Genomic DNA, 26,045 nt, shown 5'->3' on the forward strand with positions numbered 1-26,045 from the left:
GCCCGCAGTCATCAACGAGGGTCGGCAGCCGCAGTTGCCTTCTAGAGCCTCTCACACGGATGATGCCATACACGTCGCACTCCACTTCTGGCGAGACCTTGTCCAGGGCCAGAATGGCCTGGTCCAGGTCACCATTGATCTGGGTACTTCTGATCCTCTCACGAGATCGTGCAGTTCGTGCGGAATGTTGCGCTGCGGCTTCTGCCGGCCGAGTTAGTGCCCCCAGCTCCCTGTTGAGAGCCCCAACCGTGCCTCTTCCAGCCCCAGCTACCCGTCGATCGCCCGTTCCAACCGCTCAAGCTTGCCGTCGATCTCACCCGCGAAGCCGGGGCGAATGTCGGCCTTGATGACGAGCGACACCCGCGCACCAAACGGCATGACCGCCTCGGTGGCCCGCTTCACCACGTCGAACACCTCGTCCCATTCCCCCTCGATCTCGGTGAACATCGACGAGGTGCGGTGCGGCAGCCCCGAGGCGCGCACCACCTTTACGGCCTCAGCGACCGCGTCTGATACTGAGCCGTCGGCGCGCTCTTTGCGGCCCGGCGCTTCACCGCTCGGCGCAACTGAAAAGGCGAGGATCATGGGGTTCCTTTCTCGGGGCGCAAGCGCGCAGCATTACGGGTTGACGGGCACCGGCCCCGTCTCTGACTTCACGGGGCGTTTGCCAAACAGCAGTGTCACCACAATACCCACCGCGATCACCGCGAGCGGCAGAATCAGCGAGTGCGCCATGGCGCTCGAGAATCCCTCGCGCACAGGCTCGGGCAGCGCGCCCACACGACCGGCTCCCTGCTCTCCCATCTTCGCGGCCGCAGCGCCAAACTGTGCACTCAACAGCGCTGCCATGAGCACCGTGATGGCCGCTGATCCGAGCACCGCCCCCACCTGGCGGCTGGTGTTGTAGACGCCTGATCCGGCGCCCGCGAGTTCAGGGGCCAGACCGAACGTGGTGATCGAAGCGAGCGGACCCCACATGAACGCGTTGCCGAGGCCGAGCACCGCGCTCGCCACGAGCAGCAGCCAGATCGAGGCGTCGGGGCGCATCAGCACGAAGTACATGGCGAGGCCGGCCGCGACCAGCACGAGCCCGAGGGTCGCGACGCGGCGCGGTTCGCCGCGGTCGATGAACAGCCCGACGGGGCGTGCGAGCGCGATCGACAGCACCGCCATGGGAGCGAGCATCAGGGCCGATTGGGTAGGCGTGAGGCCGAGCACGAGCTGAAAGTAGAACATCATGGGCAGGCTCTGCGCGGTGACCGCGAAGCCCACGGTCACGATCACGGCGGTGCCCACCGAGAAGTTTCGGTCCCTGAAAATACGCAGCGGGATCAGGGGTTCGCCGTCCTGCTTCCACTGCCACAGCACGAAAAGCACGAGCAGCACGACGCCCGCGATAATGAGCATCGGCACGGTGATGGGGCCCACGATCGTGCCCCAGTCGTAGCTCTCGCCCTCTTGAATACCGAACACGAGCATGAACATGCCCGCGGCGCTGAGCGCGACGCCCAGCCAGTCGAAGCGATGCGCGCTCGTGGGCAGCTTGGGCACGTACTTGAGGGCGAGCACAAACGCGATCACACCCACAGGAAGGTTGACGAAGAAGATCCATTCCCAGCCCGCCGCGTCGATCAAGAAACCGCCCAGGATCGGCCCCACGAGAGTCGCGACGCCCGCCGTGACCCCCCAGATCGCCATCGCAGAACCGCGCTCGCGCGGCGCGAAGATGCGCGTAATCACGGCCATCGTCTGCGGGGTGAGCATCGCGGCACCCAGGCCCTGCGCGACGCGCGCGCCAATCAGCACCTCAATATTGGGGGCCATGCCACACGCGAGCGAGGCGAGCGTAAACACGATGAGCCCCAGCAGATACAGCCGGCGCGGGCCAAATCGGTCACCGAGGCGCCCCGTGATGAGCAGCGGCACCGCGTACGCGAGCAGGTACGCGCTCGTCGCCCACAGGGTCGCCGTCATGGTCGTCTCGAGGCCCTGCATGATCGACGGGTTCGCGACCGACACGATCGTCGTATCAACCAGAATCATGAAGAAACCCAGCACCATCGACCACAGCGCCGCCCACGGCCTCATCGGCTTAGCTGCGTTCTCTTCTGGGGTGCTGCGCTCGTTCTTCACTCGCTAAGCCTACGTGCTTCGCTCCGGATCGGGCCGTGCCATCTTCAGCTGCCGATCAGTTCTCTCTGTGCACACGCGCTGTCCCTACGCGCTGGCTCCGCGCGCTTGCTCCGCGCGCTTGCTCCGCGCGCTTTCGGGGGATTTGCACTCCCGCAGGAGATCTGCACTCCCGCAGGAGACTTTCTGCGTTTTGATCCTGCACGACGGCGGATCTCCTGCGCGAGCGCAAATCTCTCGTGGCGCGCGAGCATACACACCCGTCACCCTGCGCGAGCCCACCAACCCGTCACCCTGCGTGAGCACACCAACCCGTCATTCTGCGGGAGCTTGCCCCACACCCCGTCATTCTGCGGGAGCTTGCGACTCGCAGAATCTAGGCGCGAGTGTCTCCTGCGGCTCCTCCGTCGCGCAGGAAGACAGGAGGTGGGCGCGAGCTTGCGACTCGCAGGGTCCACCATCACATACATCGGGCGTAGATTGAGCACATGACTATCGACGGCGTAGAACACATGCGGGCCGCTTTCGTTCGCGAAGCAGGCCCGGCCGACTCAATTGTGGTGGGCGACGTGCCTATTCCACGCCCCGGGCCCGGCAGCGTGCTCGTGCAGAGCACGGTGATGGCGGTGAATCACGTTGACACCTTCATCAGGTCGGGCGCATACGCGACGGCGCGGCCCGCGGCCGCCGGTGAGCCATTTGTTATTGGCCGCGACATCGCCGGCACTGTCGCGCAGGTGGGGCCCGGTGTTACCGGGTTTAAGGTGGGCGACTCGGTGTGGTGCAACAGCCTGGGGTACGACGGCAGGCAGGGCTCGTTTAGCGAGTTCGCGCTGGTGCCGGCCGAGCGTTTATATGCGACTCCCGCCGGGGTCACGCCTGAGGCTGTGGCGACAGTCGCACACACCGCGGCAACCGCATACCTGGGGCTCGTGCGCGAGGCCGGGCTACTCGTGGGCGAAACCGTGTTCGTTGGGGGCGCCGCGGGCGGGGTCGGCTCGGCCGCCGTGCAACTGGCGCACGCGATGGGGGCCCGCGTGCTCGCGTCGTGCTCCCCGCACGACGCCGACTGGGTGCGCGCCTGCGGCGCCGACGAGGTGTTCGACCGCACCGATGCTGCACTGCTCGACCGGGTGTACGCTGCCGCGCCCGACGGGGTGAACGTGTGGTGGGATACAACCGGCAGGCTCGACCTCGCCGCATCACTGCGGCTCGTGGCACGCGGTGGTCGCGTCATCGTGTCGGCGGGGCTCGCGGGTGCCAGCTCGAATACTGCTCCCGGAGGTACTAGCGCTGCTGCTGGCGCTGCTGGCGCTGCTGGCGGCACAATCTCGCCCAATGACTTCTACACACGCGACATTCAGCTGCGCGGGTTCGTGATTAGCAACGCGTCAGTCGCAGACCTTGCGGCTGCCGCAGCGGCGATCAACAACATGCTTGCGCGGGGTCAGCTCAAGGGCCGGGTCGCGAAGGTACTCACGCTCGAAGAGGCCGCTGGCGCACACCGGTTGATGGAGTCGCACGCGGCTCCCGGCAAGCTGCTCGTAAAGCCCGGCACCGCGCGCCCTAAACCGCACGCCCCCGCACCCCGTTCGACAAGCGCCGAGGCTCTAAAACCCGCCGCTCCGTCGGCAAAGCCTGCGGGCCCGACTGCGCCGACCGGGCCGACGCCGAAGCCCGGCCCCAAGCCCACGCCGCACCCCACGGAGAGCGCGGGCACCGTGAGCGCTGCTGCCCCAAAACCCGGCCCCAAACCGGTGGCGCCAAAGCCAGCAGCACCCAACCCCTCGAACTAAAACAGCTCTACTGGGGCCACGGGTGGTGGTTATGCGGCCTCACAACCACCACCCGTGGCCCCGGTAGTGCCATCACGCTTGCGCGTGCGCGTGAGCGTGGGCACAGACGCGAGCGCTCAGCCCTTGACCTGACTCGTGCCACTTTACTGCTGGCGCGCAGTGCACAAGTCGAACCTTGAAGGCAACCGCCCCGGCGAATGAAACGTTGCCCGCATCCGTTGCACCAAAGATCGACTCCTCTGACGAATTGGCGTGTTGCACGCTGCCATAAGATGCCGTGCGGCCAAAAGTGGGTGTTATCGGTCCTGATAACACCCACTTTTGGCCACACGAGGCTTTGGCGCCTGTGTGTGACCTTGTTCGTGCTGTTTGAATGCAGGCAGACAGCTCATGTAGTAACGAGCACCGGCCAGAAATAGTTTTCCCAATTGCTGTTCGGAGCCTGACATTGCGCGCCAGTGAGTGCGCAAGCCCCTCGTTTTAGTGCGGTGGCACACGTGCCAGCACCGCATCAAGTCAACGATTTCTGCGAGGCCGCGCACTAGACCATTATCATTCTGCGCACAGTCGCTGAATCTAGTGTGGATGCTGCGACTCGCTCCGCTCGCGCAGCATGACGAATCCACCTATTGGCGCAACCTCTCATCAAATGATGTAGGAAATTCTAACAAGTGGCACGAGTCAGGGCACAGGCACGCCCGCTCAACCCTTGAGTGCCTCGCCCAGCTTCACGCGGGTGCCTGTGCGCAAGATGGATCCCTCGTAGATGCGTGCACCGAGCGCCCACACCAGCGCGATCGAGACCGCGAGCACGCCCACCGACAAGACCGGCTCCCACCACTCAGCGGTGCCCAGGTAGAGCCGCATCGGCATGCCCACCGGCGCCGAGAACGGCACGTAACTCATCACCGCGAGCGCGACGGGGTTGTCGTAAAACACGATCACGCCCATGTAGGGCAGCATCACCAGCATCATGACGGGGCTCGTCACCGAACCGATGTCCTCCTGCCGCGACACGAGCGAGGCGAGCGCCGCGTACAGCGCCGCCAAGAGCACGAAGCCAAACGCAAAGAGAATGCCAAACCAGATCAGCGCGGTGCCGAGTTCACCGAGCAGCAGGTCTTGCCCGGTCGCGAGCATGCCCACTGACGCGAGCGCCGCGATCGCCACCACCTGCGCGAGCGCCAAGATGCTGTTGCCCACAATCTTGCCCGCGAGAATGGTGCGCGCCGGCACCGTCGCGAGCAGAATCTCGACGATGCGGGTCTGCTTCTCTTCGACCACGCTCTGCGCGATCGTCGTACCAAACGTGATCGCGCTCATCATAAACACGACACCAAACGCGATCGCGATGATGTAGGCGAGAAACGGGTTATCTGTCGTGGGCGCGAGCAGTTCGACCGAGGGCGAGGCCGACAGCGCCTGCAGTACGTCTGTGGGTGGGCTGTCTTTCGCGAGCACGGTCAGGTTGACGGCGGTGTCGCCACCGTCGACCACTGCGGCGTCAACCTCGCCGTCAAGCACGAGGGCTTCGGCGGTGGCGCGATCCGGAGCTTCGGTGACCTCGAACCCCGCGGCATCAAGCTGCGTGACCGAGCTGCCCACCGCGGCGACCTTCGTGGGGCCGCCGATGCCGCCCGCCTGCGCGATGAGGCCGCTCGCGAGCACGCCCGCGAGCACGAGGAAGAGCAGAATTCCGGTCGAGACGAGAAACGCTTTCGACCGCAGCCGGGTCGTGATCTCGCGCTCAGCGACGAGCCAGGTCGCCTGGGCCGGGGCGAGTTGCTGGTGCGGCGCTTTGGCGCGCGCCTGGTGCTGGGTGCTCATCGCACTACCTCCTTGAAGATCTGAGCGAGCGTGGGGGTTTCGTGGCCGAAACGGCGCACGATCGTGCCGGATCCGCCTGACGCCGCGCCCTGCGCGCCGAGCGCGCCTGCGTCGCCCTGCGCGCCGAGCGCGCCTGCGTCGCCCTGCGTGCCGAGCGCGACCGCCGCGGCGAGGACCCGTTGGGCGGCGCCCTCGGTCTCGGCGTCGAAGCGGGCGAGACCGCCATCGAGGTGGGTCACGGTGATGCCGGGCTGCTCACGCACCCAGCCCGCGTCGGCGGTGGGGCCCGCGAGCTCGAGGGCGAAGCTCAGGCCCGCATGAGCCGCGCGCAGCCCCTCGCGTGAGCCGGCGGCGAGAATCTTGCCGCTGCCGATCACGACGACGTCGTCGCAGAGCCGCTCGACAATGTCGAGCTGGTGCGACGAGAACAGTACGGGAGCGCCCTGTGCGGCGTAGTCGCGCAGCACCCCGAGCACCACCTCGACGGCCATCGGGTCAAGGCCCGAGAACGGTTCGTCGAGCACGAGCGCGGCGGGCTCGTGCACGAGCGCGGCGGCGATCTGTGCGCGCTGCTGGTTGCCGAGCGACAGGCTCTCGAGAGTGTCGTTCGCGCGCTCGGTGAGGCCGAGGCGTTCGACGAGCTGCTCGGCCGACGATTTGGCGGCGGCGGGGGCCATGCCGTGCAGGCGGCCGAGGTAGACGAGCTGCTCGAGCACCTTCATCTTGGGGTAGAGTCCGCGCTCCTCGGGCATATAGCCGATGCGTGAACGGTCGGCCGGGGTGATGGGCGACCCGTCGAACTCCACGCTGCCTGTGTCTTGCGCGAGCACACCGAGGATGATGCGCATGGTGGTGGTCTTGCCCGCGCCGTTGCCACCCACGAAGCCCGTCATGCGGCCGCTCGCGACCCCAAACGTGACGTCGTCGAGCACGCGGCGATCGCCGAACGTGCGGCCGATTCCCTTGATCTCGATCATGCTGATCCTTTCGTTGGATCTAGCTTGGCGGGGCGGCAGGGTGCGCCGCCTCCCCCGCGAGGGGGAGATTGTGGTGCGTGTTCGTTCTGGCTGGCCCGGTCGGCGAGTGTTTACGGCACAGAGTCCCCCGTCAGGCGGAGGCCTTGAGCCTCCCACCCCGTTACGCTTAACCTCATGAGTGAACCCGCGCTGCTGAGCGATACGGCACCGCTAAGCAACACGACAGGGCCGACAGGGCCAGCCGACCCGGCCGACCCAGCCACGACAACGTCGGGCAGCGGCTGGGTGCGGCCGCGCGCTACCCGCGAGACGCTGCGCTTCGACGCGGGCCTCGCGGCCGTGCTCGCGGTCGCCGCGGTCACCACGTCGCTGTTGTACGCCCGCACCGGAATCTACGAGCACCCCGCACCCCTGTGGGTGTCGGTGCTGGGTTTGGGTCTTGTCACCCTGCCGCTCGCGCTGCGCCGCGTGTGGCCGGTGCCCGTCGCGGTGCTCGCAGCTCTCGGCTTCTTCATTTGCGGCCAGTTCGCGGTGCCCGAGCTGCTCATCACCAACATCGGCTTGTTTATTGCTTTGTACACGGTCGGCTCGTGGGAGCCGCGGCGCGCCCTCGCATTCTGGATCCGCTGTGGCATCAGCGCCGCGATGATTCTGTGGCTCGTCGTCGCGCTCATCATCGCGTCGTCAGACGTCGACGCGATGCCCGGAGTCTCGCGCTCGGGGCTCTTCTCGGCATTCGCCACATACTCGGTCATTCAGATCATCACGAACCTGTTGTACTTTGGTGGCGCGTTCTACTTCGGTGACCGCTCCTGGCAGTCGGCCCGCATGCGTGCCCGACTCGAGGCGCAGGGCCGCGAACTCGAGCTCGAACGCCGCACCAGCGCCGAGCAGGCCGTCGCGCTCGACCGCATCGCGATCGCCCGCGAGCTGCACGACGTCGTCGCGCACCACGTCTCGGTGATGGGCATTCAGGCGGGCGCGGCACGGCGTCTCGTCGAGCGGGCCGAGGCGGGCGCGGGTGTTTCGAGGGGTGCTGGCGCCGGATCCGGAACAGCCGAGCTTGCCCGCGCCGCGGCCGCCCTCGAGGTCGTCGAATCGAGCGCCGAGACCGCGATCGCCGAGCTGCGCGGGCTCGTGGGCACGCTGCGGGCGCCCGAGACGGGGGACGCCGCAACGACAATTGGCATCGCGCAGTTGCCGGCGCTCGTCGCGGCGTCTGCGGCGGCGGGGCTACCGGCGACGTTGATCGTGGCGGGCGAGGCGCGCCCCGTGCCGATGCTCGTCGATGTCGCCCTGTACCGCACCGCACAGGAGGCGCTCACGAACGCGCGCAAGCACGCGGGCGTTGGTGCCGAGGCGACGGTGCGGCTGCGGTTTGAGGCGCGTGCGGTCGAGCTCGAAGTGGGTGACACGGGCACGGCGCAGCGGCTGGGTGCTGGCGGTTTCTCTGGTGGTGCCGCTGCTGGTGTTGGCGCGGGCAGTACTGGTGCCGGGCTCGGGCTTCGCGGCATGCGTGAGCGCGTGGGCGCCGTCGGTGGCACCGTCGAAACGATGCGCCGCGAGGGCGGTGGGTTTCTGGTGCGGGCCCGCGTTCCGCTGGGTGTGGCACCCGCTAGTGGCACGAGTGGTCTGAGTGGTCTGAGTGGCGCGTCGGATTCTGCCGGGGGTGCACGTCTCGCCGATACCCCCGAGAGCAGCTCAATTATTTTGGGGGGCCGCGCATGATCCGCGTACTGCTCGTTGATGACCAGGCGCTCGTGCGGTCTGGGTTTCGCATCATCCTCGAGACGGAGCCCGATATTGAGGTCGTGGGTGAGGCCGCCGATGGTGTTGCGGCGGTGGAGCTCGCGGCAGAGCTCTCCCCCGACGTGATCTGCATGGACGTCGAGATGCCTAAGCTCGATGGTATTGCAGCGTCGCGGCAGATTCTGGGCGGCGTTGCGGGGGTGGCGGGTGTTGCGGATAATGCGCGTCCCGCGATTCTTGTGCTCACCACGTTTGGGCATGAGCGCTACCTGTTTGACGCGCTGGCCGCGGGGGTGAGCGGTTTCTTGCTCAAGACGGCACGCGCCGAGCAGCTCATCGATGCCGTGCGTACGCTCGCGGGCGGTGGCGCGCTGCTCGGTCCAGACGTCACCCGCGCGGTGATGGAACGCGCCGCGGGTGCGGTGGGTACGGCAGGCACGTCAGGTGCCGCGGGCGCGAGCGCGCTCGACACCGCCGCGAATGACGCACAGACATCTAAAGCTGTGCCGCCCGTCGATACCACCGGTGTCTCTGGGGTTAGTGCCGCGGGTGCCACCGACACCGCCGACACCGCAGGCGCCCCGTGCCCGCTCGAAACGGCGGGTCTCACTGAGCGTGAACGCGACGTGTTGCGGCAGCTCGCGACCGGAGCGTCAAACACCGAGATCGCGGCGGCCCTGTTCGTAGGCGAGTCAACCGTGAAGACGCACGTGTCAAACATTCTGCAGAAGCTCGGCGTGCGCGACCGCATTCAGGCCGTCGTCTGGGCGCACACCCAAAACGTGCTGTAGCCCAGTCCTCGTGTTCCAAAATATGCGCGAGCAGTTCCGCTTTAAACCCGTTCAGAAGCGGAACTACTCGCGCATATTTTGCTTCAGTGGCCCAACCAATTGCGTGGTTCATGCTGGTCGCGGTTGCGCTTCCCGCGTGCTCAAGGCAGGATCAAATCGCCCCGGCGGGAAACGTCAGCGACTTGTTCGGGTCAGCTCGGACTGAGAAGCAGCAGTCGCAACCCTTCGCACATCGATCACGCTTCAAGCATCAATAGTCTGGGAAAACTGATGCTTGAGCTGTGATTGACGTAGTTAGCGGTGCGGGTGTTGATCCGGCGACACCTTCGTCGCGCAGGATGACCCGGGCCCTATTCGCGCGAACTTTTAGTACGCCTAAATATTTAGGAAACTAAATTTAGGAGTGCTAAATCTGTGCGCCTGCGAGGCGGGCGAGCGCCCACGGCCAGTCGATGCGCTCTTGCTCGAGCCGCAGCGCTGGCGCGTAGCGGTCGGTCACGAGGTCTTCATAGAGTTCACGCTCGGCCTCCGTCAGGTGCGGCAGCGACACGTTCGCGGGCGTCGTCTCGCTGCCCCACCGCGCCTCGTGGGCGAGCAGCGTTTCACGATCCATCAGCACCGAGCGCACACCGGGCAGCCGCCCCCGCACCCGATTCAAAATCGCGAAGCCGTGAGTGTCGAGGTCACCCCAGTAGAGCACATCACCGCGCTCTGCTGCGGGTTCGAGCCACGCCAGCGACGCGGGGGTCGCGGCGTCGTAACCCTTGCCCCACAGCACGACCCCGCCCGCGGGCACCGGCGCACTCAGGTAGCTCACCTCGTTCTCCACGATCAGCGCCCGCGTCACCTGCGCCCGCACCCGCGACAGCTCGTCGAGCCGCAACGACGCTTCGGTAAGCTCACGCGGCAGTCCCAATAGATCCGGATCGAAACGCAAGCGCACAAAGCTGGGTTTGGCCGCAAGCCCCAGCGCCGTCGTGAAGCCAGCCGCGCTCGCGGGCACAGCGAGCAGCTCGGCGAGGAGGCTGCGGTGCCGCTCGATCAGCTTGGTGTCGACGCCCGCCGCATCGACCTCGCGCAGGTACTTGCCCGAGCCGCGGTGCCAGTCGAGCCAGTCACGCGCCCGCAAGATCGCGGGCCACTCGGGCGCGATCTGCGTCGCGCGCAGCGGGTGCGCCAGTGCCCACGCGTGTGCCTCGGGCACGTGCGCGGCCAGCCGCAGCACCTCACCAAACGCTTCGACGGTGTGTCGCTGCTCGAACCCGGCAGTCTGCGCCTGCGCGAGCACGCGCCAGGCCTGATCGTAGCTCTCGATGATCGCACGGCCGGGCAGGCTCGTGCGGCCGAGGCTGCGGCCGCCGACCACCGTCGTTTCGACCCGAAACGCGCGTCCGCCGTCTGCGGCGCGTTCGATGCGGGCGGCCCAGGCTCGCGCCGCCGACAGGTGCTCGGCAAGGCCTTGCGCCTGTGGGCCCTTGAGCGGCACCGCGATCGGGGTGAAGGGCGCGCCCATTGCGTGATCGTGCAGCAGCCGCCCGGTCTTCCACACGCGCTGCACGCGCGCTGCGATGTCGGCCGGCGACGTCCATGACGCGGGGTCGGCGCTCGCGGCACCGGCTGCACGGGCTCCGGTGGCACGGGCCTCGGCGGCAGGGGCCGCGCCCGCGGCCCGATCCGCCGCGTTGCCTGCGCCACGCGCCCCGCCGCCCACAGACGCCCCGCCCACGGCGGTCATCGCTCGCTGGCCCCGCGCTTCGCCCGAAACTCTTCGACCGTGAGCGTGTGCACCCGCGACGCTGCCCCCTCGGGGTTATCGACGAAGCCGATCGAGTGTACGTAGGGCTCGATGACGTGCACTTTTTGCAGCGGCGTGACGATGAGCAGCTGCAGCCCGAGCTTTGCAAACAGCTCGAGCGCGTAGCGGGTCGACTGGTCAGAGCCGCGGCCAAACGCCTCGTCGATCACCACAAATCTGAAGTCCTTCGACTTCGTGACGCCCCACTCGAGCCCGAACTGGTACGCGAGTGACGCCGCGAGAATCGTGTAGGCGAGCTTCTCTTTCTGCCCGCCCGATTTGCCGTCGGAGTCGGTGTAGTGCTCGTACACTTCAAGGGTCTCGCGGTCACGCTCTGACGCCGCGAACGTGTACCAGTTGCGCACGTCGGTGACGCGGGCCGTCCAGGCGCTATCGGCCTCGGTGCGGCCCTCGCGCCCGCGAAACCGCTCGATGATGCCGCGCACGCGCTCAAACCTCGCCCCGCCGTCGTCACCGTCAGCGCCCTCGTCGCCACCGATCAGGTCGCCGGTCGCAGCGCGCAGGTCGGTTTTGAAGTCGCGAATCTCGGTGTTGACGGTGGGCTCTGCGACGAGCTCGATCACGCGGCCGGGGTTGTAGTCGATCGCCCCGAGGGCCTCGTTGATCGTCGCCACGCGCCCGCGAATCTCTTCGGCCTGCCGTGACAGCCAGTGGTTAAACCCGGCCAGGTCATTGATCGCCTCAGTGTTGAGTTGCCGTTTGAACTCGGCCTCAAACCTGGGCAGATCATCGTTCTTAACGCGCTCGTGCACCCGCCGAAACTCGCCGATCGCGGCGACGCTCGCGTCCATCTCGGCCGCGAACTCGGGCCACCTGCGCAGCACCTCGCTCATCTGCTGCTGCACGCGCGTCGTGTGCCCGTTCATCTCGCGCTGCGCCGCATCGATCGCCTGCGTCAGTTCACGGCCCAGCTTGGTGCGCAGCGCATCACACTCTTCAACCGTGCCCACGCTGCGCTTGCCGATGCGGCCCCGCAGCTGCGGGTATCGTTCGCGCGCGGCCGCCATGGTTTCGTGCCCGATGCCCGCCAGCTGCCCCGTCTCTTGGCGCAGCCGGCCCCGCAGCCGGTCAAGCTCGGCTTCAACCCGGCCGATGCGTTTCACGACCTCGTCGTAAGCGCGATCGAGGCGCAGTTTTTCGGCGGCAAGCTCGTCAAGTTGCAGATCGATCTCTTTGAGCCGCGATGATCCGGCAAGAATGCGGTCGCGCTCGCCCTGCAGCGCCGTGACCCGAGCGTGGGCACCTGCCACGTCGAGCTCGGCCCACGAGGCGTACTCCTCGAGCCGCGCGAACGCCTGGATCGCGTTCGACAGTGCGCGCTCCTCGCCGTCGAGCGCTTCAAGCTGGGCCGCGGCCGCGGTGATGCGGTCTTGCAGCTCGGTAAGCTCTGCGCCGAGGGCAGCGATCTTGCGTTCGCTCGAGCGGCCGAGCACCCAGCGGCGGGCGTCGCCGACGCGGTAGCGGTCGTCTTTCTCGTGCCGGTCGCGGTCGCGCACGAGCCCCTCGCGGGTGACGGCGCGGTCTTCGCGGGCGAGCGCCTGCGCGCCCTGCACGAGCCGGTGCTCTGTGCGGCGCGCAAGCTCACCGCGCAGGTAGCCCGCGAAGTCGCCGGGCTCAATCGCGAGCACATCGAACAGCCTGAGCGCCCCGCCCATCGCCTCGGTAGGGGTGGCGCGCACCTGCCGCTCGGGCACGCGCAGGTAGACCAGCCGGGCGCCCAGGTGCTCAGCATTGACCCACGCCGACACCTGGGCGTAGCGCGCCTGCGGCACGAGCATGCTGAGCGCAAATGGCCGCAGCACGCGCTCGGCCGCGCCCGTCCAGTCGGCGTGCTCGGGCTGTACTTCGATCAGCTCGGCCGCAAACGGCAGCGCCTGCTCGTCGAGCCCGAGCGCCGCGCACAGCGCCTGCCGCACGCGCACGAGCTCGGGCGGCAGGTTGTTGCGCCGTTGTTCAAGGCTCTCAATTTCTTGCCGGATCTCGTTTCTGCGCGCACTGTCTGCCCCGTGTGCGAGCACGATCGGCCGACGCCGCTCGGCGACGAGCTGACGTTCTTCTTCGGCGCGGGGTTTCGCTGTGGCGGCGAGCGTGAGACGCTCGCGAAAGACTTGCTCGTTCGTGACCGCATCGAGGCCCGCGTCTGCGAGCAGCCCCGCGAAGCGGTCGTGTTTGCGGGTGCGGTCGCGGAGCTGGGCCTCGGCGACCGGCAGCTCGGCATCGATCGCGCCGAGCCGGTCGCCGCCCGCCTGCATGCGTTCGAGCTGCAGCGCCTCGCGCTTGGGGGTGATGGCGGTGCGGCGGGCGTCAAGCGAGCCCTGCTCGGCTTGGGCGCTCGCGAGCTCGGCGTCGCCCGCCGTGATCGCGTCGGTGAGCACTTGTTGGGCGAGCTCTGAGATGTAGATCGCGAGTGCTTCACGCTCGGCCTCGTGCTGGGCACGACGTGCGGCGGCGGCCTCGAAACTACCCGCCGACTCCATGAGCGGGTCGAGCAGGGCGAGCTGTTCAGTCGCCTTCTGCACGGCCTCGTGGGAGCGGGTGAGGTTCTCGAAGTGGTCGACGATCGTCGAAATCTTGCGGCTCGCGTCGACCTGTTCGAGCATGTGGCTGCGCACAAAATCGTTGAGGTTGCCCACCGATTTCATCGACACGGTCTGGTGAAACAGCTCCATCGCCTGCTCTGACTTGATGCCGAGCAGGCGCCGCATGCGCCTGGCGTAGTCGGGGAACGTGGTGTCGATGTCGGCACCACCCTTGCGCAGCCTCGCGCGCAGCTGCTTCAGATCACTGCCAAAGTCGCTGAAGTCGCCCGCGACGCTCATGCGGCGCCCCTGGGTGACGTAGAACCGTTCGGGCTGCCCCGCCCGATCCTTCTGATGGAACACCTGCGCGATCGTGACCTCTTGGCCGAAGCCCTCGTTCACGAAGACACCCAAGATGACCGAGTACGAGCGGTGGTCACGCAGCCCCACGGGGCGAGAAGCGCCCGTCGCTTCGTTGCGCTCTGAGCGGTAGTGCCCCTCAACATAGCTGCGGAGGCTGCGCTCTTTCGTGCCGGCGCCCGCGGCCTTGTTGTACGAGATCTTGTTGGCCGGCAGCAGCAGCGTCGTGACCGCGTCAACGAGGGTCGACTTGCCGCTGCCAATGTCGCCGGTGAGCAGCGACGTCGCACCGTTCGGGCCGAGGCTCCACACGCGCCTATCGAACGTGCCCCAGTTGAGCACCTCGAGCTGGTGCAGGCGGTACCCGGTGCGGCCAGCGCCTCCGGCTTCGGGGGTGTCGAGCTCGAGCGACGAGAACAGGGCATCAGTCATCGGTGTCTCCTGTCGCGGCTGCGCCCGCCGCGTATTCCTCAAGCTTGGCGGCGAAATCAGCCATGGTTTCGGTGTCAACGTAGGCCTTGAGAATACGTCGCACCTCGAATGATCCGGCGCCGTGTTTGCCGCGTAGTTCACGCAAGAAGCCGAGCTTCTCGACCTGCGAGATCGTCTGATCGACCTGCTGCAGCACGCGGGCCTCGTTCGTCGAATCGGCCAGAAACAGCCGCAGCATCTCGAGGATCTGCTCGCGTTCGAGCACGAGCTTGCCCTCGCCGCCGCCCGCCTCAAACTCGACGAGCCGCTTGCGCATGAGCAGCAAGAGCAGGCTCACGGGGTAGGTTAGCGCGCGCCGCTTCACGAGCCGGGGCAGCGCGTCTTGCCCCTCATCGATCTCAGCCGTTTTGAGGAACGCGTAGCCCTCGAGCGGATCGATCACGACGCGCACGTCGATCGTGGCGAAGTGGTCTTGCACCTGAGCCTCGTGGCGCTCGAGCGTGCGCCACGCGTCTTCGTGGGTTTCGCGGTAGACGACCCCCTGCATGAGCTTGACGATGGCCGTCGAGACGGCCTGCTCTTCTGGCGCCCTCATCGCACGCTCACCGTCGCACGGGGCAGCGTCACGCGTTTGGCCGCGCCTGCGAGGTCGGTGTAGTCGATGGTCATCTCCTGCTCGTCGTGAAGTTCGATGGTGAGGTCGTCGTCGCTGAGCGCGAGGTAACCGAGAATCTCGGCGATGCCCTGCTCGACCGGGTACAGCGCGAGGATCTCGTCGAGCTCGGCAGTCGCGCGGGGCGGCACGACGGCGCGAATGTTGCCCGCGAGGCGGGCCGCGTCGACGAACTTCTGTGTCAGGAGCGCGTCGTATTCGACCGTCTCCTCTTCTACCGGCGCGAGCAGGCTGTCGACCTGCGCCTCGGGCTGCTTGCTATAGAGGGGCCGCTCAAACGGCAGGTCGACCGGCAGGCCCGGCAGGTCGATCTCGAGGCCCAGAGAGAGGGGCGGATCGGCCCGCACCTTAAGCGCCGCGACCTCGGCCGCGCGCACCAAGTCGAGCACGCGCCGGCTCTCAAGCCACTGCTGGTCTTCAAGAAAGCGGCGCAGCTGCTCTGAGAGGCTACGCACGGTTTGTTGGGTGCGCTCGGCCGCGTCGGCCCAATCGTGGTGAATAAACCTGATGCGCCGGTCGGCGTGCACCTGCGGCATGCCCTGCACCGACGTAACAAGCTCGGCGAGCTCAGACTGACGCTGCTCTGACAGCAGAAAGTCGTAGAAGGCGCGAAAGCTGCGACCCTGGTCTGACGCGGCGATGTCGGTGCGGCTCGCCATCAGTTCGTCGAGCAGTGCACCCTTGCTGCCCTCCCAGCCTGTAATGCGCTCGCGCGCCGACCGGTCGAGGCCGCGAAAGTTCTCTTCGACCTCGCGAAAGTCTGAGAGCAGTTCGCGCGCCGTCGACGAGAACAGCTGGTAGCGGTCACGCACGGCCGATTCGTCGAGCAGCTCGGCCCGGCCGTCTTTCACGGCGGCGATCTCTGCGTCGATTTCGACGCGACGGCGCTCGAGCTCGGCGATGCGGGCGGCCGGGTCGGTTTCGCTGCCGTGCACGATCTGGCGCAGCAGTTCGAAGAGCGTGTGCAGGCGCGACTCAGTGCCCACGAAGCTGCGCTTCTGCAGGTCTTGCACCCACCGGTAGGCCTTCTCAACCGCGGGGGTCGCGTCGTAGTGCACCTCTTCTGAGTCGACGGGGTAGAACTTGCGCAGCCATCCACGCTCGGGGTCCGCCCAGTCGTTGAGGTAAGCCTCGGGGGCGCGCGGGTACGACTCTGCATCGACCTGGTGAATCGCGTAGAGGTGCTCATCGAGCGCATCGATGAGGCGGCTCGCGGGCGTCGCCCCGGCATTCTGTTCGACGAAGTGTTGCCCCAGAAACGACAGCACGAGCGGCGCGCTGCCGGCGCTGAGCAGCCGCCAGGCCGGGTGCTGATCACGCAGCTTCGCGATGTCTTCGAGATTCACGTTCTCAGGGTATCTGGCACGTGCGACACGGCGCCACGCGGCCTGCTGCCCGCGACCTAGCTCGGACCGCGTATGCGGTCTAAGTTCGAGGCAAAGACCTCGCGCAATCGGTACCACCTCGCTATTCTGGAAACATGTCAACAGCCGCCGTTACGCCACAGACGCTCGCCCTTCGCGAGTTTCTTGAAGCGCGGCGAATCGAGCTTTTTCAGCTACTTTCGAAGTACGCAGCAACAAACCCAAAACTTTTTGGCTCGGTCGCCCGCGGCAATGCGCACGAGGGCAGCGACATTGACATTCTCGTTGAAATGGATCCGGCCGATGGCAATATCCTCATGCGTGCCGCCGGCCTCATGGAAGAAGCACGGTTACTCTTTGGCCGGGACGACATTGACATCTTTCCTGTTCAGCTGCTCAAGCGCCCCATTTCACAGACGGCACTCTCAGACGCGGTTCCATTGTGAGCCGCAGCGATGAAGAGCGCGCTGCAGACATACTGCAGGCTATCTCCCGCTGCCAGCGTTAGATCGGCTCGCTTCGTAGCGAAGACCCCCACCTCGTCGACATGGCTGAAGACGCAATTGAACGTAACCTCCAAATCATCGGCGAAGCGGCGAATCACCTCTCGGCAAGTTTCACCGCCGCGCGCCCCGAGATTCCTTGGACCCAGATTCGAGGCTTTCGCAACATCCTCGTGCACCAATATTTCGGTGTAGACGCCGATACGGTACGCGATGTGGTCGAGACTTATCTGCCGCCTTTGGCAAGTGTTTTGCGCGGGTCAGGCAACGAGCCCTAGACGGCCGCACGAGCCACACGAGGCACCCCCAGTCGAAGACCGCACCACGAGCTCTGGCACAAACTCGATCTTCGGCGCCCACGTGAAGAGGCCTCGCCGCTACGGCACCGGCAGCTTGCCCGCGGCGTGGGCGTCGGCGAAATCTCGGCGCATCGCACGGCGTTCGGCCCGCCCCACGGGCGTATCGGCCGGGGTCGCCCCCAGCAGCCGCTTCGTGTACGGGTGCCCCGGGCGCTCAAACAGGTCGTCGGCTGCGGCGATCTCAACCATGCGGCCTGACCGCATCACCGCGATCCGGTCAGAAATATGACGCACGATCGCGAGGTCGTGCGCGATAAACAGATAGCTCACGCCGGTCTCTTGCTGCAGGTCCATGAGCAGGTTGATGATTTGGCTCTGCGTCGACAGGTCGAGCGCGCTCACCGCCTCGTCGCACACGACGAGCTTGGGTCGCAGCACGAGGGCACGCGCGATGGCGACGCGCTGCTGCTGGCCGCCCGAGAGCTCACCGGGCAGCCGGTCGAGGTGGGCCTGCTGCAGCCCCACCTGGTCGAACACCTCACGCGCGCGCCTGGCGCGCTCGACGCGGTCGCCGATGCCGTGCCGTGCGAGCGCGGTTGTGAGCGCCGCCTGCACCGGCTGGCGCGGGTTAAGCGACATGGACGGGTCCTGAAACACGGCCTGCACGTCGCGGCGGTACGACAGCGGGGTGCGTTTGCCGAACGAGGTGATGTCGGTCCCCTCGAACTCGACCGTGCCGGAGGCGGCGGACAACAGCCGCAAGATCACGCGGCCGGTGGTCGATTTGCCCGAGCCCGACTCCCCCACGAGGCCGAGGGTTTCGCCCGCGCCAATGTCGAAGCTGACCCCCTCGACGACGCGCTTCTCGGCGCCGCCAAACAGGCCGCCACCGCCGTACGAAATCGCGAGGTCGCGCACCCGTAAAAGCGGGGCGCCTGCCTGCTGTTGTGAAGCACTCACTGTGCGGCCTCCAGTTCGTGGGTCAGGTCGAGCTCGGCTGCGCGTATGCAGCGCACACCGTTCTCGAGCGGAATCGTCGCCACCCGGCACTCCTCGGTGGCAAACGCGCACCGGCTCGCAAAGTGGCACCCGACGGGCCACTGGCCCGCGAGCGGCACGACGCCGGGAATTGTGGGCAGCCTGTCGCTCGGGCTGCGCGGGCCGCTCGCGGCACCGCTGCGAGTGGGGTTCGCCGACAAGAGCGCCGCCGTATAGGGGTGATGCGGGCGAGCGAACAGCCCCTCCACCGTGGCGGTCTCGACGATTTCACCCGCGTACATCACGGCGACACGATCGCACGCCTCGGCGGCCACCCCGAGGCCATGTGTAATGAGCAGAATCGACAGCCCAAACTCGTCGCGCAGGTCGAGCAGCAGGTCGAGCACCTGCGCCTGCGTCGTCACGTCGAGCGCGCTCGTCGCTTCGTCGGCAATGATCAGGTCGGGCTGTGACGCGAGCGCGATCGCGATCGCTACGCGCTGCGCCATGCCGCCCGAGAACTGGTGCGGGTAGTCGTTCAACCGCCGCTCGGCGTTCGCCACGCCCACGCGGGTGAGCAGCTCGGCCGCCCTGGCACGCGCCGCCGCCCCCGTCATCTTGAAGTGCACGCGCAGCGGCTCCATCAGCTGCTTGCCGATCGTGTGCACGGGCGACAGCGACGCCATTGGGTCTTGAAACACGGCGGCGAGGCGCGTGCCACGCACGGCGCGCAGGTCGCGCTCACCCAGCCCGGCGATGTTCTCGCCATCGAGCCGGATCTCACCCGCACTCACCCCGATTCCTGCGGGCAGAAGCCCCAGGATCGAGCGCGCCAGCATCGACTTACCCGACCCCGATTCGCCGAGCAGGCCGACAATCTCACCGCGGCCGATCGTGAGCGAGACGTCGCGCACGAGCGGCACGGGCTCGCCGCCCGCGTAGAGCGCGACGCCCAGGCCGCGCACGTCGAGCACGGGCACGGCGAGGGCCGCGTCTGCTGCGGCCGGATCCGGAACAGCGGTTTCAGACACAGCAGCAGACACAGCAGCGGCGGCGAGCGCAGCGGGCGCCTCGCGCTTGCGGGCCTTGACCGGTTTGATGCGCTTGCGCTTGTCGCCGGCGAGCGCATCATTGATGCCGTCGCCGAGCATGTTGAAGGAGAGCACGGTGAGTACGATCGCGACGCCGGGGGGAATCGCGAGGAACGGCTGCAGCGCGAGCTTGGCGGCGGCGGTGCCCAGCAGCCCGCCCCAGGACGGCACAGCCGACTGCAGGCCGATGCCGAGAAAGCTTAGACCCGACTCGATGATGATCGCCGAGCCCGTGAGAATGGCGCCCTGAATGACGAGCGGCCCGAGCAGGTTGGGCAGGATCTGTTTGAACACGATCGCGCTCTCGCGCAGCCCCGACACCTTGGCCGCATCGATGTACATCTTGCCGCGCTCGGCGAGCGCGATGGCGCGCGACATGCGCGCGAAGTTCATGCAGAAGATGAGGCCGATCGCAAGCATCAGCGACGGCAGACCGCGCCCCAGAATCGCGATCACCGCGAACGCGACGAGCATGCCGGGCATCGCGTCGATGATGTCGACGAAGCGGGTGCCAATGCGGTCCCACCAGCCGCCGCGATAGCCCAGCAGCAGGCCGAGCGGCACGCCAATGAGCATCGCGACGAGCACCGAGCCGATGCCCACCGCGAGCGCGATGCGTGCGCCGTAGAGCATGCGGCTAAACACGTCGCGGCCGTTGTCGTCGGTGCCGAACCAGTGCTCGGCAGAGGGCCCCTGCAGCACCTGATCGGGGGTGAAGTTGTTCTCGAGCGGGTCGTACGGGGCGATCGCGCCCGCAAACACGGCGCAGAGCACCACGATCGCGATCCACACGAGTGACAGCACGACGGTGGGTTGCTTCAGCAGGCGGCCAAGAAACTTCGACTTGCCGCGCGGCGCTTCGCGTTTGGTGAGGCGCAGCACCTGCGTCTTGGGAGGGGTGGGGTTACTCACTGGGGCCTCGCCTTCGGGTTGATCAGGCCGTAGCTGATGTCGACGACCAGGTTCACGGCGATGATGATCACGGCGATCACCATGACGGTGCCCTGCACGAGCGGAAAGTCTTTGCCGATGACGGCGTTGAGCAGCATCGTGCCCACGCCTGGAAATGAGAAAACACGCTCCATGACGAGGCTCGTGCCAAACAGAATGGAGACGGCGAGCGCGCTCGAAGCGAGCACGGGCACCATCGCGTTCTTCAGCGCGTACACCCAGATGATGCGCAGCCTGGGCACACCGGCCGCGGTGAGCGTGTCGGCGTAGCGCGACTCTAAGGCCTGCGCGATCGCGGTGCGAGTCTGCCGCGCGATGAGCGCTGAGGCGCCCATGCCGAGCGCAATCGCGGGCAGCACGAGCCCTCGCAGCCATGCGGCCGGGTCTTGTTCGGGCGGGGTCCAGGCGATCACCGGCGCAATGTTGAATTGGATCACAAACACCAAGATCAGGATCAGGCCGAGCCAAAACTCGGGTACCGACTGCATGAACGAGGTGAAGGCGGTGACGCCGCGGTCGACCGCACCGCGCGCGTGGGTGCCGGCCAGCACCCCGAGGGTGAGGCCAATGAAGATGGCGACGACGAGGCCGCCGGCCACGAGCGACAGGGTGGCGGGCAGCCGCTGCGCGATCAGTTCAGAGACGGGGCGCCCGTTTTGCAGCGAGACACCAAAGTCGCCCTGCACCGCGGCGGCGAGCCACTCGACGAGCCGCACGAAGAAGGGGCGGTCGAGGCCGAGCTCGGCCTCGACGCGCGCAATCTCCTCGGGGTTTGAGCCCGCGTCGCCCAGAATCATGGCGGCCGCGCTACCGGGAATCAGGTAGACGAGCAAGAACACCAGCACTGAGACGATGACGAGCTGCGGCACGACAAGCGCGAGGCGTGATGCAATGAGTTTCAGCACGTATGCTCCCTGGCCCGGTTCGCTCGTGGTGCCATGTCGGTTCTCTCCTTCGAGTGTGGTGCGTGGGGGTGGGGCGGCGCGGGTTACGCGCCCGCGGGCTTGATCGCGTGGTAGTCGATCAGGTTCTGCTCCCACACCTGGGGTGCAGTTTGTACGTCGGTGACGGTGTCGGTGTTGTACCCGACTGCTTTCTCACCGGCGAGGAAGTTGCAGGCGAGCGCCTCGTCAGAGATCTGCTCCATCACGGCCTCCCATTTCGCGTCGGCCTCGGGGCCGCCGCCCGCCTTCTGTGCCTCGACGGCGAGGCCCTTGAGCTCGCCGCTCACGACCTTGGAGGGGTTGGCCGGGGCGGTCTCAGAGAACCAAGCACCGTACCAGTCGGCCGGCGTGATCTGCGGGTTGTTACCCATACCGAGCGCGTACTGTCCGCTGTTCCAGGTCGACAGGTACTGCGGCACGGTCAGCTCCTGCACCGTGATCGTCACGCCCGGCAGCTCGCTCATCTGTTCGGCCCGGATCACGGACTCCTGTTTGTTGAACGGCGCCGCGCCGATCTCGGCGTTCACCGTCGGGTTGCCGAGTTCTGCCCACAGTTTCTTTGCCGCGTCAAGGTCCTCCTGAAACCCGGTGATGTTGGCGCTGTAGCCGGGCTCGCCCTCCACAAAGTGCTGGTTGTGTGCGACGCCGCCCTTGAGGTCGCTCACCACGTTGGCGTCCATCGCGAGGCACAGCGCCTGGCGCACCTTCGCGTCTTCAAACACCCCGCCTTCGCCGCGGTCGAAGAACGTGATGTTGTTGCGAATCGCTTCGTACTGCAGGTAGTCGGCGTTGGGGGCCGACTCGAGGCGCGGAATCTCGTCGTCTTCGATCGCGCTGACGTCGAGGTCACCTGACAGGAGCGCCGCGGCAGAGGCCGTCTCGTCGACGATCGCGTCGACCTCGATGTTGGCGAAGTACGGCTTCTCACCCCAGTAGTCGGTGTTCTCGCCGAAGAACGCCTTGGTGCCGGCGACCGACTTCGATTCGTCGTACGCCCAGGGGCTCGTGCCCACGGGGTGCGTCTCGATCGAGCCGTCGGCGATCGCGGTAGGCGAGGCGATGGGCAGGTTGCGCTGGCTCAACAGTGCGAGGAACGTGCCGTAGGGGCGCGTGAAGTTGAACTTCACGGTGTGATCGTCAACGACCTCAACCGACTCGACGCCGGCCTTCAGCGGGCCACCAAACTGGCCACCCACCACGTCGCTCACGTATTCGGTGTTGGCCTTCACGGCTTCGGCGTTAAACGGGGTGCCATCGTGAAAGGTGACGTCGTCGCGCAGCTTCATCGTGAGGTTCATCGCGCCCTCACCAAACTCCCACTCGGTCGCGAGGTTGGGCGAGATCGTGCCGTCCTTGTCGCGCAATACGAGCGTCTCGTATGGCACGCGCATGTGCCCCGGCTCCATCTCCTGGGTGCCCGGCGCCCAGCTGTCGGGCAGCGCCCCCCAGTTCACGCGCAGGGTGTCGCTTGCGGCCGCGGCACTTGATCCGGAGCCGCCGCTTGAATCACCGCCGCCGCTGCAGCCCGTGAGTAGCAGGCCCGCGACACTGAGCGGCACGAGAGTCTTCATGAGGATGGTTTTCTTGGACATGGACGCCTCCTTGCGTCTGGCTGTGCGAGTGGCACATCACCGCTGCACATTATTGCGAATATCGAACTACAGATGTTTTGAGTGTTGAGATCTATGAAGATTCTGCGGCGTGTTGTTCGTGGGGGCCGGTCAGAGAGCGCCCTCCCCCGTGAGCACCGCGACGAGGTCGCAATGAATAAGTGCCCCGCCGTCGAGCGTGGCATGCATCACCTGGCGCGCCGGGCGCTGCGCCGGGTCAGGGAACATCGCCTCCCACGCGCGGTTGATCGCGTCGCGGTCGCGATAGCGTGCCACGTAGAACGTAAGCTTCGCGATGTCGTCGGTGGTGCCGCCCACCGCGCGCATCAGTTCGCGCACGTGCGCGAACACATTTTGGCACTGTGCTTCGAGCGTCTCGGGCATTTCATTGCTTGCCGGATCGCGCCCCGTGAGCACCCCCGAGTGCACCAGCGGGCCAATCTTGCTGGCCACCGGCACCGGGTTCGCGTGCGCGAACCCGGTGAGGTAAATCGACTCGCGGCGTGCCATGGTCGTTATGCCTTTCGCTCGCTGTGTGCGTTGGGCTCGTGGGGCTCGCTGACGACCGTGTTTTCGATCGCACCGAGCAGTTCGATCTCGGCGCGCACGACGTCGCCCGCGCGCAAGAAGTTACCCGTGGGGGCGCCAATGCCCGCTGGTGTGCCCGTCGCGATGATGTCGCCCGGCATGAGCGTCATCACGGTTGTCAGCTCGGCGATCTGCGCGGCGATGTCGTAGATCATGTCATCGGTGCGAAAGTCTTGTCGCACCTCGCCGTTGACCGTCAGCGTCATGCGCAGATTCTGCGGGTCGGGCACCTCGTCTGCCGTCGTCAGCCACGGGCCCATCGGCCCGTGGGTGTCGAACGATTTGCCGAGCGTAAACGTGGGCGAGCGCTTTTGCAGCCAGTCGCGCACCGACACGTCGTTCGTCACGAGGTAGCCCGCGATCACGTCATAGGCGTCTTCTGCCCGCACGTGGCGGCACTCTTTGCCGATCACGACGCCCAGCTCAATCTCGTAGTCGAGCGCGTCAGACACGAGCGGCTTCTCAATATTGGCGTAGGGGCCGGCGATGCACGAGACCTGTTTGTTGAACCAAAACTGGTTGGTAGGAATGGTGATGCCCGCCTGCCTGGCCTCTTCGGCGTGCTCGCGATAGTTCATGCCGATCGCGAGGTACTTCTGCGGCGCGTCGATGGGTGCCTCGAGGGTCACGTCGGCGAGCGCGAAGCGTGCGCTTGCCGCGTTCGCGGCGGCTGCGGTAATCGCCGGGCGCAGGTCGTCTAGCCGCGGCAGCAGTTCGCGCAGCGAAGCGCCCACGCCGGGCACGAGCGACAGGTCGATGATCTCGTCGCCCTCGACGAGGCCAACGCGTACGCCGGTGGACTGGGCACCTGTGGACTGGGCGCCTGGCGGGGTGAATCGTGCCAGTTTCATGCTGTTGCCCCCTCTGCCGTCACACGTTCTTGCGCGGCCCGCTGTTCTGAAGGCAGGTCGCCCCAGGCCTTCTCGCCGTAGGGGGTCATGTGAAAACTCACGAACCTCCAGGCGCCATCGTCGCCGCGCACGAGCACCTGGGTGACCGGGCCGCTGAGCGTGCGCTCGCCCCCGCCCGGGGCGCGCATACGGTTGGTGAGGGCGCCGGTGATGATCGCGGTGTCGCCGGCGACCCGCAGCGTGAGCTCGCCGCGCGTCATCTCGAGGTACGGCCTGCGCACTTCGACGTGTTCGAGCAGCTCTGTCTTATTCTGTACGACGCCGGGGGCGTGCACGTGCACAATGCTGTCGTCGAAGATGTCGCGCAGCGTTTCGAGGTCACCGTCGATGAGGGCCTGCTGCCTGCGCCGCTCAACCTCGAGCAGCTCGGCCCGCTGCGCTGGGGTGGCCGTGTCGATTTGGGTCACGCCAGTGCCCCCTCTGATGCAGCCTGCGTCTCCCACGTGCGAAACCCGCTCGAGTAGGTGTCGTGGCCCGGCCGCAGGGGCTGGCCGACGAGCCGGTGGTAGTTGCTAAAGATCTCGTCGGCCTCAGCGATCGGCAGCACCTCTTCGATCGCCTCGCGGTTGGGCAGCGGCTGGCCGTCGGTGCGTTCGGCGACCATGCGCCGCACCACCTCGTAGCCCTCGCCACGCATGTTCATGATGATGCGGTTGACGGGCACGCGGCGCTCGTCTTCGAAAGCGATGAACGCTTCGTGAATGTTCTCGTGGCGGGCGAGCTGCTCGGCCACAACTCGGGCGTCGAGAAAGGCCTGGCACACGCCGTTGCCGCCGCGGGGGTACATGGCGTGCGCGGAGTCGCCCAGCAGCACGACCCGGCCGTCGACCCATGTGTCGAGGGGTTCGTGGCGAATGAGGGGAAAGAGGTAGACCTCACGGGCGTCGCGCATGAGCTGCTGCACGTCAAACCCTTCGATCTTGACCGTGTCATACAGCGGCAAGAGGTCATCGACGGTGCCGAGCTGGTTCCAGTCTTCGATGGCCTCTTCACCCTCGACTTCGACCACCCAGTTGATGAGCTGTTTGCCCGAGCCTTCAAAGTCGTCGGCGATTGGGTAGATGATCATGGTCGAAATGCGCGGGTCTCCGACGTGCAGAATCGTGTGCCCGTCAAAGATTGGCTCGCGCAGCGTCGTGCCACGGTACATGGTGATGCCCGAGTAGTGCGGCTTCGCAAGATTTGGGTGCATCTGTGCGCGCACGGCCGACTTGATGCCGTCGGCCGCGATGACGCCCTCGTGGCGCACCTCTTCGGTGCGGCCGTCGCGGTGCTCAATGTGCAGGGTGACGCCGTCATCGTCCTGTGTGTAATGGGTGACCCGCGCACCCAGCACGACGGCGTCTTCGCCGAGCCGCTCAATCACCTTGCGGTAGAACATGAGCTGCAGGTAGCCGCGGTGCACAAACCGCTGCTCGTGCTGGTACCCCATGTGCACGCCGCACTTCTCGGCGTAGATTTCTTGTCCGTAGTGGTTGAAGAAGATCGAGTCGACGGCGTCGACCGACATCTCGCGAAACTCTTCGAGCAGGCCGAGCTCTTCGAGCTCTTTGACGCCGTAGACCTTAATGTCGACGCCCACCCCCAGTGGTTTCAGCTCGGGCACGGTCTCATAGATCTTGACCTTGATGCCCTGCTGGTGGAGGCGCAGTGCCGTGATGAGTCCGCCGGGGCCGGCGCCGACGATAGCGATGTCGTGCATGTGGGTTCTAACCTTCTTCTTCTCGGGGGTGCGT

Annotated in this window: 21 protein-coding genes; 5 read left to right on the plus strand and 16 right to left on the minus strand. The window is 66.6% G+C overall.

Going from position 1 to position 26,045, the window contains the following annotated elements; all coding sequences use genetic code 11:
* Window positions 1-267 precede the first annotated feature (267 nt).
* Complete coding sequence (locus tag ACXR2T_RS07585) at window positions 268-585, minus strand: thiamine-binding protein (protein WP_458838860.1); 318 nt, start codon at window positions 583-585, stop codon at window positions 268-270.
* Window positions 586-618: 33 nt separating this feature from the next.
* A complete protein-coding gene (locus tag ACXR2T_RS07590; RefSeq protein ID WP_458838876.1) occupies window positions 619-2,088 on the minus strand; it encodes a DHA2 family efflux MFS transporter permease subunit in 1,470 nt (489 codons plus the stop codon).
* 530 nt (window positions 2,089-2,618) lie between these two features.
* Here ACXR2T_RS07590 and ACXR2T_RS07595 point away from each other — a divergent pair.
* Window positions 2,619-3,926 carry a zinc-binding dehydrogenase gene (locus ACXR2T_RS07595; RefSeq protein WP_458838859.1) on the plus strand — a complete coding sequence of 436 codons (1,308 nt, stop codon included), beginning with the start codon at window positions 2,619-2,621 and terminating at the stop codon, window positions 3,924-3,926.
* A 702-nt stretch (window positions 3,927-4,628) separates the two neighbouring features.
* Here ACXR2T_RS07595 and ACXR2T_RS07600 read toward each other — a convergent pair.
* Both ACXR2T_RS07600 and ACXR2T_RS07605 read right to left on the minus strand, forming a co-directional pair.
* Entirely contained in the window at window positions 4,629-5,753 is a 1,125-nt protein-coding gene (locus ACXR2T_RS07600; protein ID WP_458838858.1) for an ABC transporter permease, read from the minus strand.
* Window positions 5,750-6,730 carry an ABC transporter ATP-binding protein gene (locus ACXR2T_RS07605; RefSeq protein WP_458838857.1) on the minus strand — a complete coding sequence of 327 codons (981 nt, stop codon included), beginning with the start codon at window positions 6,728-6,730 and terminating at the stop codon, window positions 5,750-5,752. The genes ACXR2T_RS07600 and ACXR2T_RS07605 overlap by 4 nt, the downstream gene beginning before the upstream one ends.
* A gap of 174 nt (window positions 6,731-6,904) precedes the next feature.
* Here ACXR2T_RS07605 and ACXR2T_RS07610 point away from each other — a divergent pair, with 174 nt between their 5' ends.
* Both ACXR2T_RS07610 and ACXR2T_RS07615 read left to right on the plus strand, forming a co-directional pair.
* The gene (locus ACXR2T_RS07610) at window positions 6,905-8,458 is read left to right on the plus strand and encodes a sensor histidine kinase (RefSeq protein WP_458838856.1); all 1,554 of its coding nucleotides are present in this window, start codon (window positions 6,905-6,907) and stop codon (window positions 8,456-8,458) included.
* A complete protein-coding gene (locus ACXR2T_RS07615; protein WP_458838855.1) occupies window positions 8,455-9,270 on the plus strand; it encodes a response regulator in 816 nt (271 codons plus the stop codon). Before ACXR2T_RS07610 ends, ACXR2T_RS07615 begins: the two co-directional genes overlap by 4 nt.
* A gap of 406 nt (window positions 9,271-9,676) precedes the next feature.
* On the opposite strand, the gene ACXR2T_RS07620 is transcribed toward ACXR2T_RS07615, so the two are convergent.
* Genes ACXR2T_RS07620 through ACXR2T_RS07635 form a run of 4 tightly spaced genes read right to left on the minus strand, consistent with a single transcriptional unit; the run spans window position 9,677 to window position 16,416 of the window.
* A complete protein-coding gene (locus ACXR2T_RS07620) occupies window positions 9,677-11,005 on the minus strand; it encodes a Wadjet anti-phage system protein JetD domain-containing protein (protein WP_458838854.1) in 1,329 nt (442 codons plus the stop codon).
* Window positions 11,002-14,397 carry an ATP-binding protein gene (locus ACXR2T_RS07625; protein ID WP_458838853.1) on the minus strand — a complete coding sequence of 1,132 codons (3,396 nt, stop codon included), beginning with the start codon at window positions 14,395-14,397 and terminating at the stop codon, window positions 11,002-11,004. Before ACXR2T_RS07625 ends, ACXR2T_RS07620 begins: the two co-directional genes overlap by 4 nt.
* Window positions 14,390-14,992 carry a DUF4194 domain-containing protein gene (locus tag ACXR2T_RS07630; protein ID WP_458838852.1) on the minus strand — a complete coding sequence of 201 codons (603 nt, stop codon included), beginning with the start codon at window positions 14,990-14,992 and terminating at the stop codon, window positions 14,390-14,392. The genes ACXR2T_RS07625 and ACXR2T_RS07630 overlap by 8 nt, the downstream gene beginning before the upstream one ends.
* Window positions 14,989-16,416 carry a DUF3375 domain-containing protein gene (locus tag ACXR2T_RS07635; RefSeq protein ID WP_458838851.1) on the minus strand — a complete coding sequence of 476 codons (1,428 nt, stop codon included), beginning with the start codon at window positions 16,414-16,416 and terminating at the stop codon, window positions 14,989-14,991. The genes ACXR2T_RS07630 and ACXR2T_RS07635 overlap by 4 nt, the downstream gene beginning before the upstream one ends.
* A gap of 134 nt (window positions 16,417-16,550) precedes the next feature.
* Here ACXR2T_RS07635 and ACXR2T_RS07640 point away from each other — a divergent pair, with 134 nt between their 5' ends.
* The gene (locus tag ACXR2T_RS07640; RefSeq protein ID WP_458838850.1) at window positions 16,551-16,880 is read left to right on the plus strand and encodes a nucleotidyltransferase family protein; all 330 of its coding nucleotides are present in this window, start codon (window positions 16,551-16,553) and stop codon (window positions 16,878-16,880) included.
* A gap of 101 nt (window positions 16,881-16,981) precedes the next feature.
* On the plus strand, window positions 16,982-17,215 hold the full coding sequence (locus ACXR2T_RS07645) for a HepT-like ribonuclease domain-containing protein (RefSeq protein ID WP_458838849.1): 234 nt from the start codon (window positions 16,982-16,984) through the stop codon (window positions 17,213-17,215).
* Window positions 17,216-17,314: 99 nt separating this feature from the next.
* Here ACXR2T_RS07645 and ACXR2T_RS07650 read toward each other — a convergent pair whose 3' ends face one another.
* The 8 genes from ACXR2T_RS07650 to ACXR2T_RS07685 all read right to left on the minus strand — a co-directional run bounded on the left by ACXR2T_RS07650 (window position 17,315) and on the right by ACXR2T_RS07685 (window position 26,011).
* Window positions 17,315-18,196 carry an ATP-binding cassette domain-containing protein gene (locus ACXR2T_RS07650; protein WP_458838848.1) on the minus strand — a complete coding sequence of 294 codons (882 nt, stop codon included), beginning with the start codon at window positions 18,194-18,196 and terminating at the stop codon, window positions 17,315-17,317.
* Window positions 18,193-20,217: a dipeptide/oligopeptide/nickel ABC transporter permease/ATP-binding protein gene (locus tag ACXR2T_RS07655; protein WP_458838847.1), complete on the minus strand. Its 2,025-nt coding sequence runs from the start codon at window positions 20,215-20,217 to the stop codon at window positions 18,193-18,195. Before ACXR2T_RS07655 ends, ACXR2T_RS07650 begins: the two co-directional genes overlap by 4 nt.
* On the minus strand, window positions 20,214-21,161 hold the full coding sequence (locus ACXR2T_RS07660; protein ID WP_458815948.1) for an ABC transporter permease: 948 nt from the start codon (window positions 21,159-21,161) through the stop codon (window positions 20,214-20,216). The genes ACXR2T_RS07655 and ACXR2T_RS07660 overlap by 4 nt, the downstream gene beginning before the upstream one ends.
* A gap of 83 nt (window positions 21,162-21,244) precedes the next feature.
* Window positions 21,245-22,792: an ABC transporter substrate-binding protein gene (locus tag ACXR2T_RS07665; RefSeq protein WP_458838846.1), complete on the minus strand. Its 1,548-nt coding sequence runs from the start codon at window positions 22,790-22,792 to the stop codon at window positions 21,245-21,247.
* Window positions 22,793-22,921: 129 nt separating this feature from the next.
* Entirely contained in the window at window positions 22,922-23,320 is a 399-nt protein-coding gene (locus ACXR2T_RS07670) for a RidA family protein (protein WP_458838845.1), read from the minus strand.
* 5 nt (window positions 23,321-23,325) lie between these two features.
* Window positions 23,326-24,249 carry a fumarylacetoacetate hydrolase family protein gene (locus ACXR2T_RS07675; RefSeq protein WP_458838844.1) on the minus strand — a complete coding sequence of 308 codons (924 nt, stop codon included), beginning with the start codon at window positions 24,247-24,249 and terminating at the stop codon, window positions 23,326-23,328.
* Window positions 24,246-24,716, minus strand: a complete 471-nt coding sequence (locus ACXR2T_RS07680) for a YybH family protein (RefSeq protein ID WP_458815940.1) — start codon at window positions 24,714-24,716, stop codon at window positions 24,246-24,248. The genes ACXR2T_RS07675 and ACXR2T_RS07680 overlap by 4 nt, the downstream gene beginning before the upstream one ends.
* On the minus strand, window positions 24,713-26,011 hold the full coding sequence (locus ACXR2T_RS07685) for an FAD-dependent monooxygenase (protein WP_458838843.1): 1,299 nt from the start codon (window positions 26,009-26,011) through the stop codon (window positions 24,713-24,715). Before ACXR2T_RS07685 ends, ACXR2T_RS07680 begins: the two co-directional genes overlap by 4 nt.
* Window positions 26,012-26,045 lie beyond the last annotated feature (34 nt).

It is taken from the genome of Leucobacter faecis, assembly GCF_054456635.2.

Coding starts and splice junctions, on each gene's coding strand:
- ACXR2T_RS07585 (WP_458838860.1), bottom strand. CDS start 585: ATGATCCTCGCCTTTTCAGTTGCGCCGAGCGGTGAAGCGCCGGGCCGC.
- ACXR2T_RS07590 (WP_458838876.1), bottom strand. CDS start 2,088: ATGAGGCCGTGGGCGGCGCTGTGGTCGATGGTGCTGGGTTTCTTCATG.
- ACXR2T_RS07595 (WP_458838859.1), top strand. CDS start 2,619: ATGACTATCGACGGCGTAGAACACATGCGGGCCGCTTTCGTTCGCGAA.
- ACXR2T_RS07600 (WP_458838858.1), bottom strand. CDS start 5,753: ATGAGCACCCAGCACCAGGCGCGCGCCAAAGCGCCGCACCAGCAACTC.
- ACXR2T_RS07605 (WP_458838857.1), bottom strand. CDS start 6,730: ATGATCGAGATCAAGGGAATCGGCCGCACGTTCGGCGATCGCCGCGTG.
- ACXR2T_RS07610 (WP_458838856.1), top strand. CDS start 6,905: ATGAGTGAACCCGCGCTGCTGAGCGATACGGCACCGCTAAGCAACACG.
- ACXR2T_RS07615 (WP_458838855.1), top strand. CDS start 8,455: ATGATCCGCGTACTGCTCGTTGATGACCAGGCGCTCGTGCGGTCTGGG.
- ACXR2T_RS07620 (WP_458838854.1), bottom strand. CDS start 11,005: ATGACCGCCGTGGGCGGGGCGTCTGTGGGCGGCGGGGCGCGTGGCGCA.
- ACXR2T_RS07625 (WP_458838853.1), bottom strand. CDS start 14,397: ATGACTGATGCCCTGTTCTCGTCGCTCGAGCTCGACACCCCCGAAGCC.
- ACXR2T_RS07630 (WP_458838852.1), bottom strand. CDS start 14,992: ATGAGGGCGCCAGAAGAGCAGGCCGTCTCGACGGCCATCGTCAAGCTC.
- ACXR2T_RS07640 (WP_458838850.1), top strand. CDS start 16,551: ATGTCAACAGCCGCCGTTACGCCACAGACGCTCGCCCTTCGCGAGTTT.
- ACXR2T_RS07645 (WP_458838849.1), top strand. CDS start 16,982: ATGGCTGAAGACGCAATTGAACGTAACCTCCAAATCATCGGCGAAGCG.
- ACXR2T_RS07665 (WP_458838846.1), bottom strand. CDS start 22,792: ATGTCCAAGAAAACCATCCTCATGAAGACTCTCGTGCCGCTCAGTGTC.
- ACXR2T_RS07670 (WP_458838845.1), bottom strand. CDS start 23,320: ATGGCACGCCGCGAGTCGATTTACCTCACCGGGTTCGCGCACGCGAAC.
- ACXR2T_RS07675 (WP_458838844.1), bottom strand. CDS start 24,249: ATGAAACTGGCACGATTCACCCCGCCAGGCGCCCAGTCCACAGGTGCC.
- ACXR2T_RS07685 (WP_458838843.1), bottom strand. CDS start 26,011: ATGCACGACATCGCTATCGTCGGCGCCGGCCCCGGCGGACTCATCACG.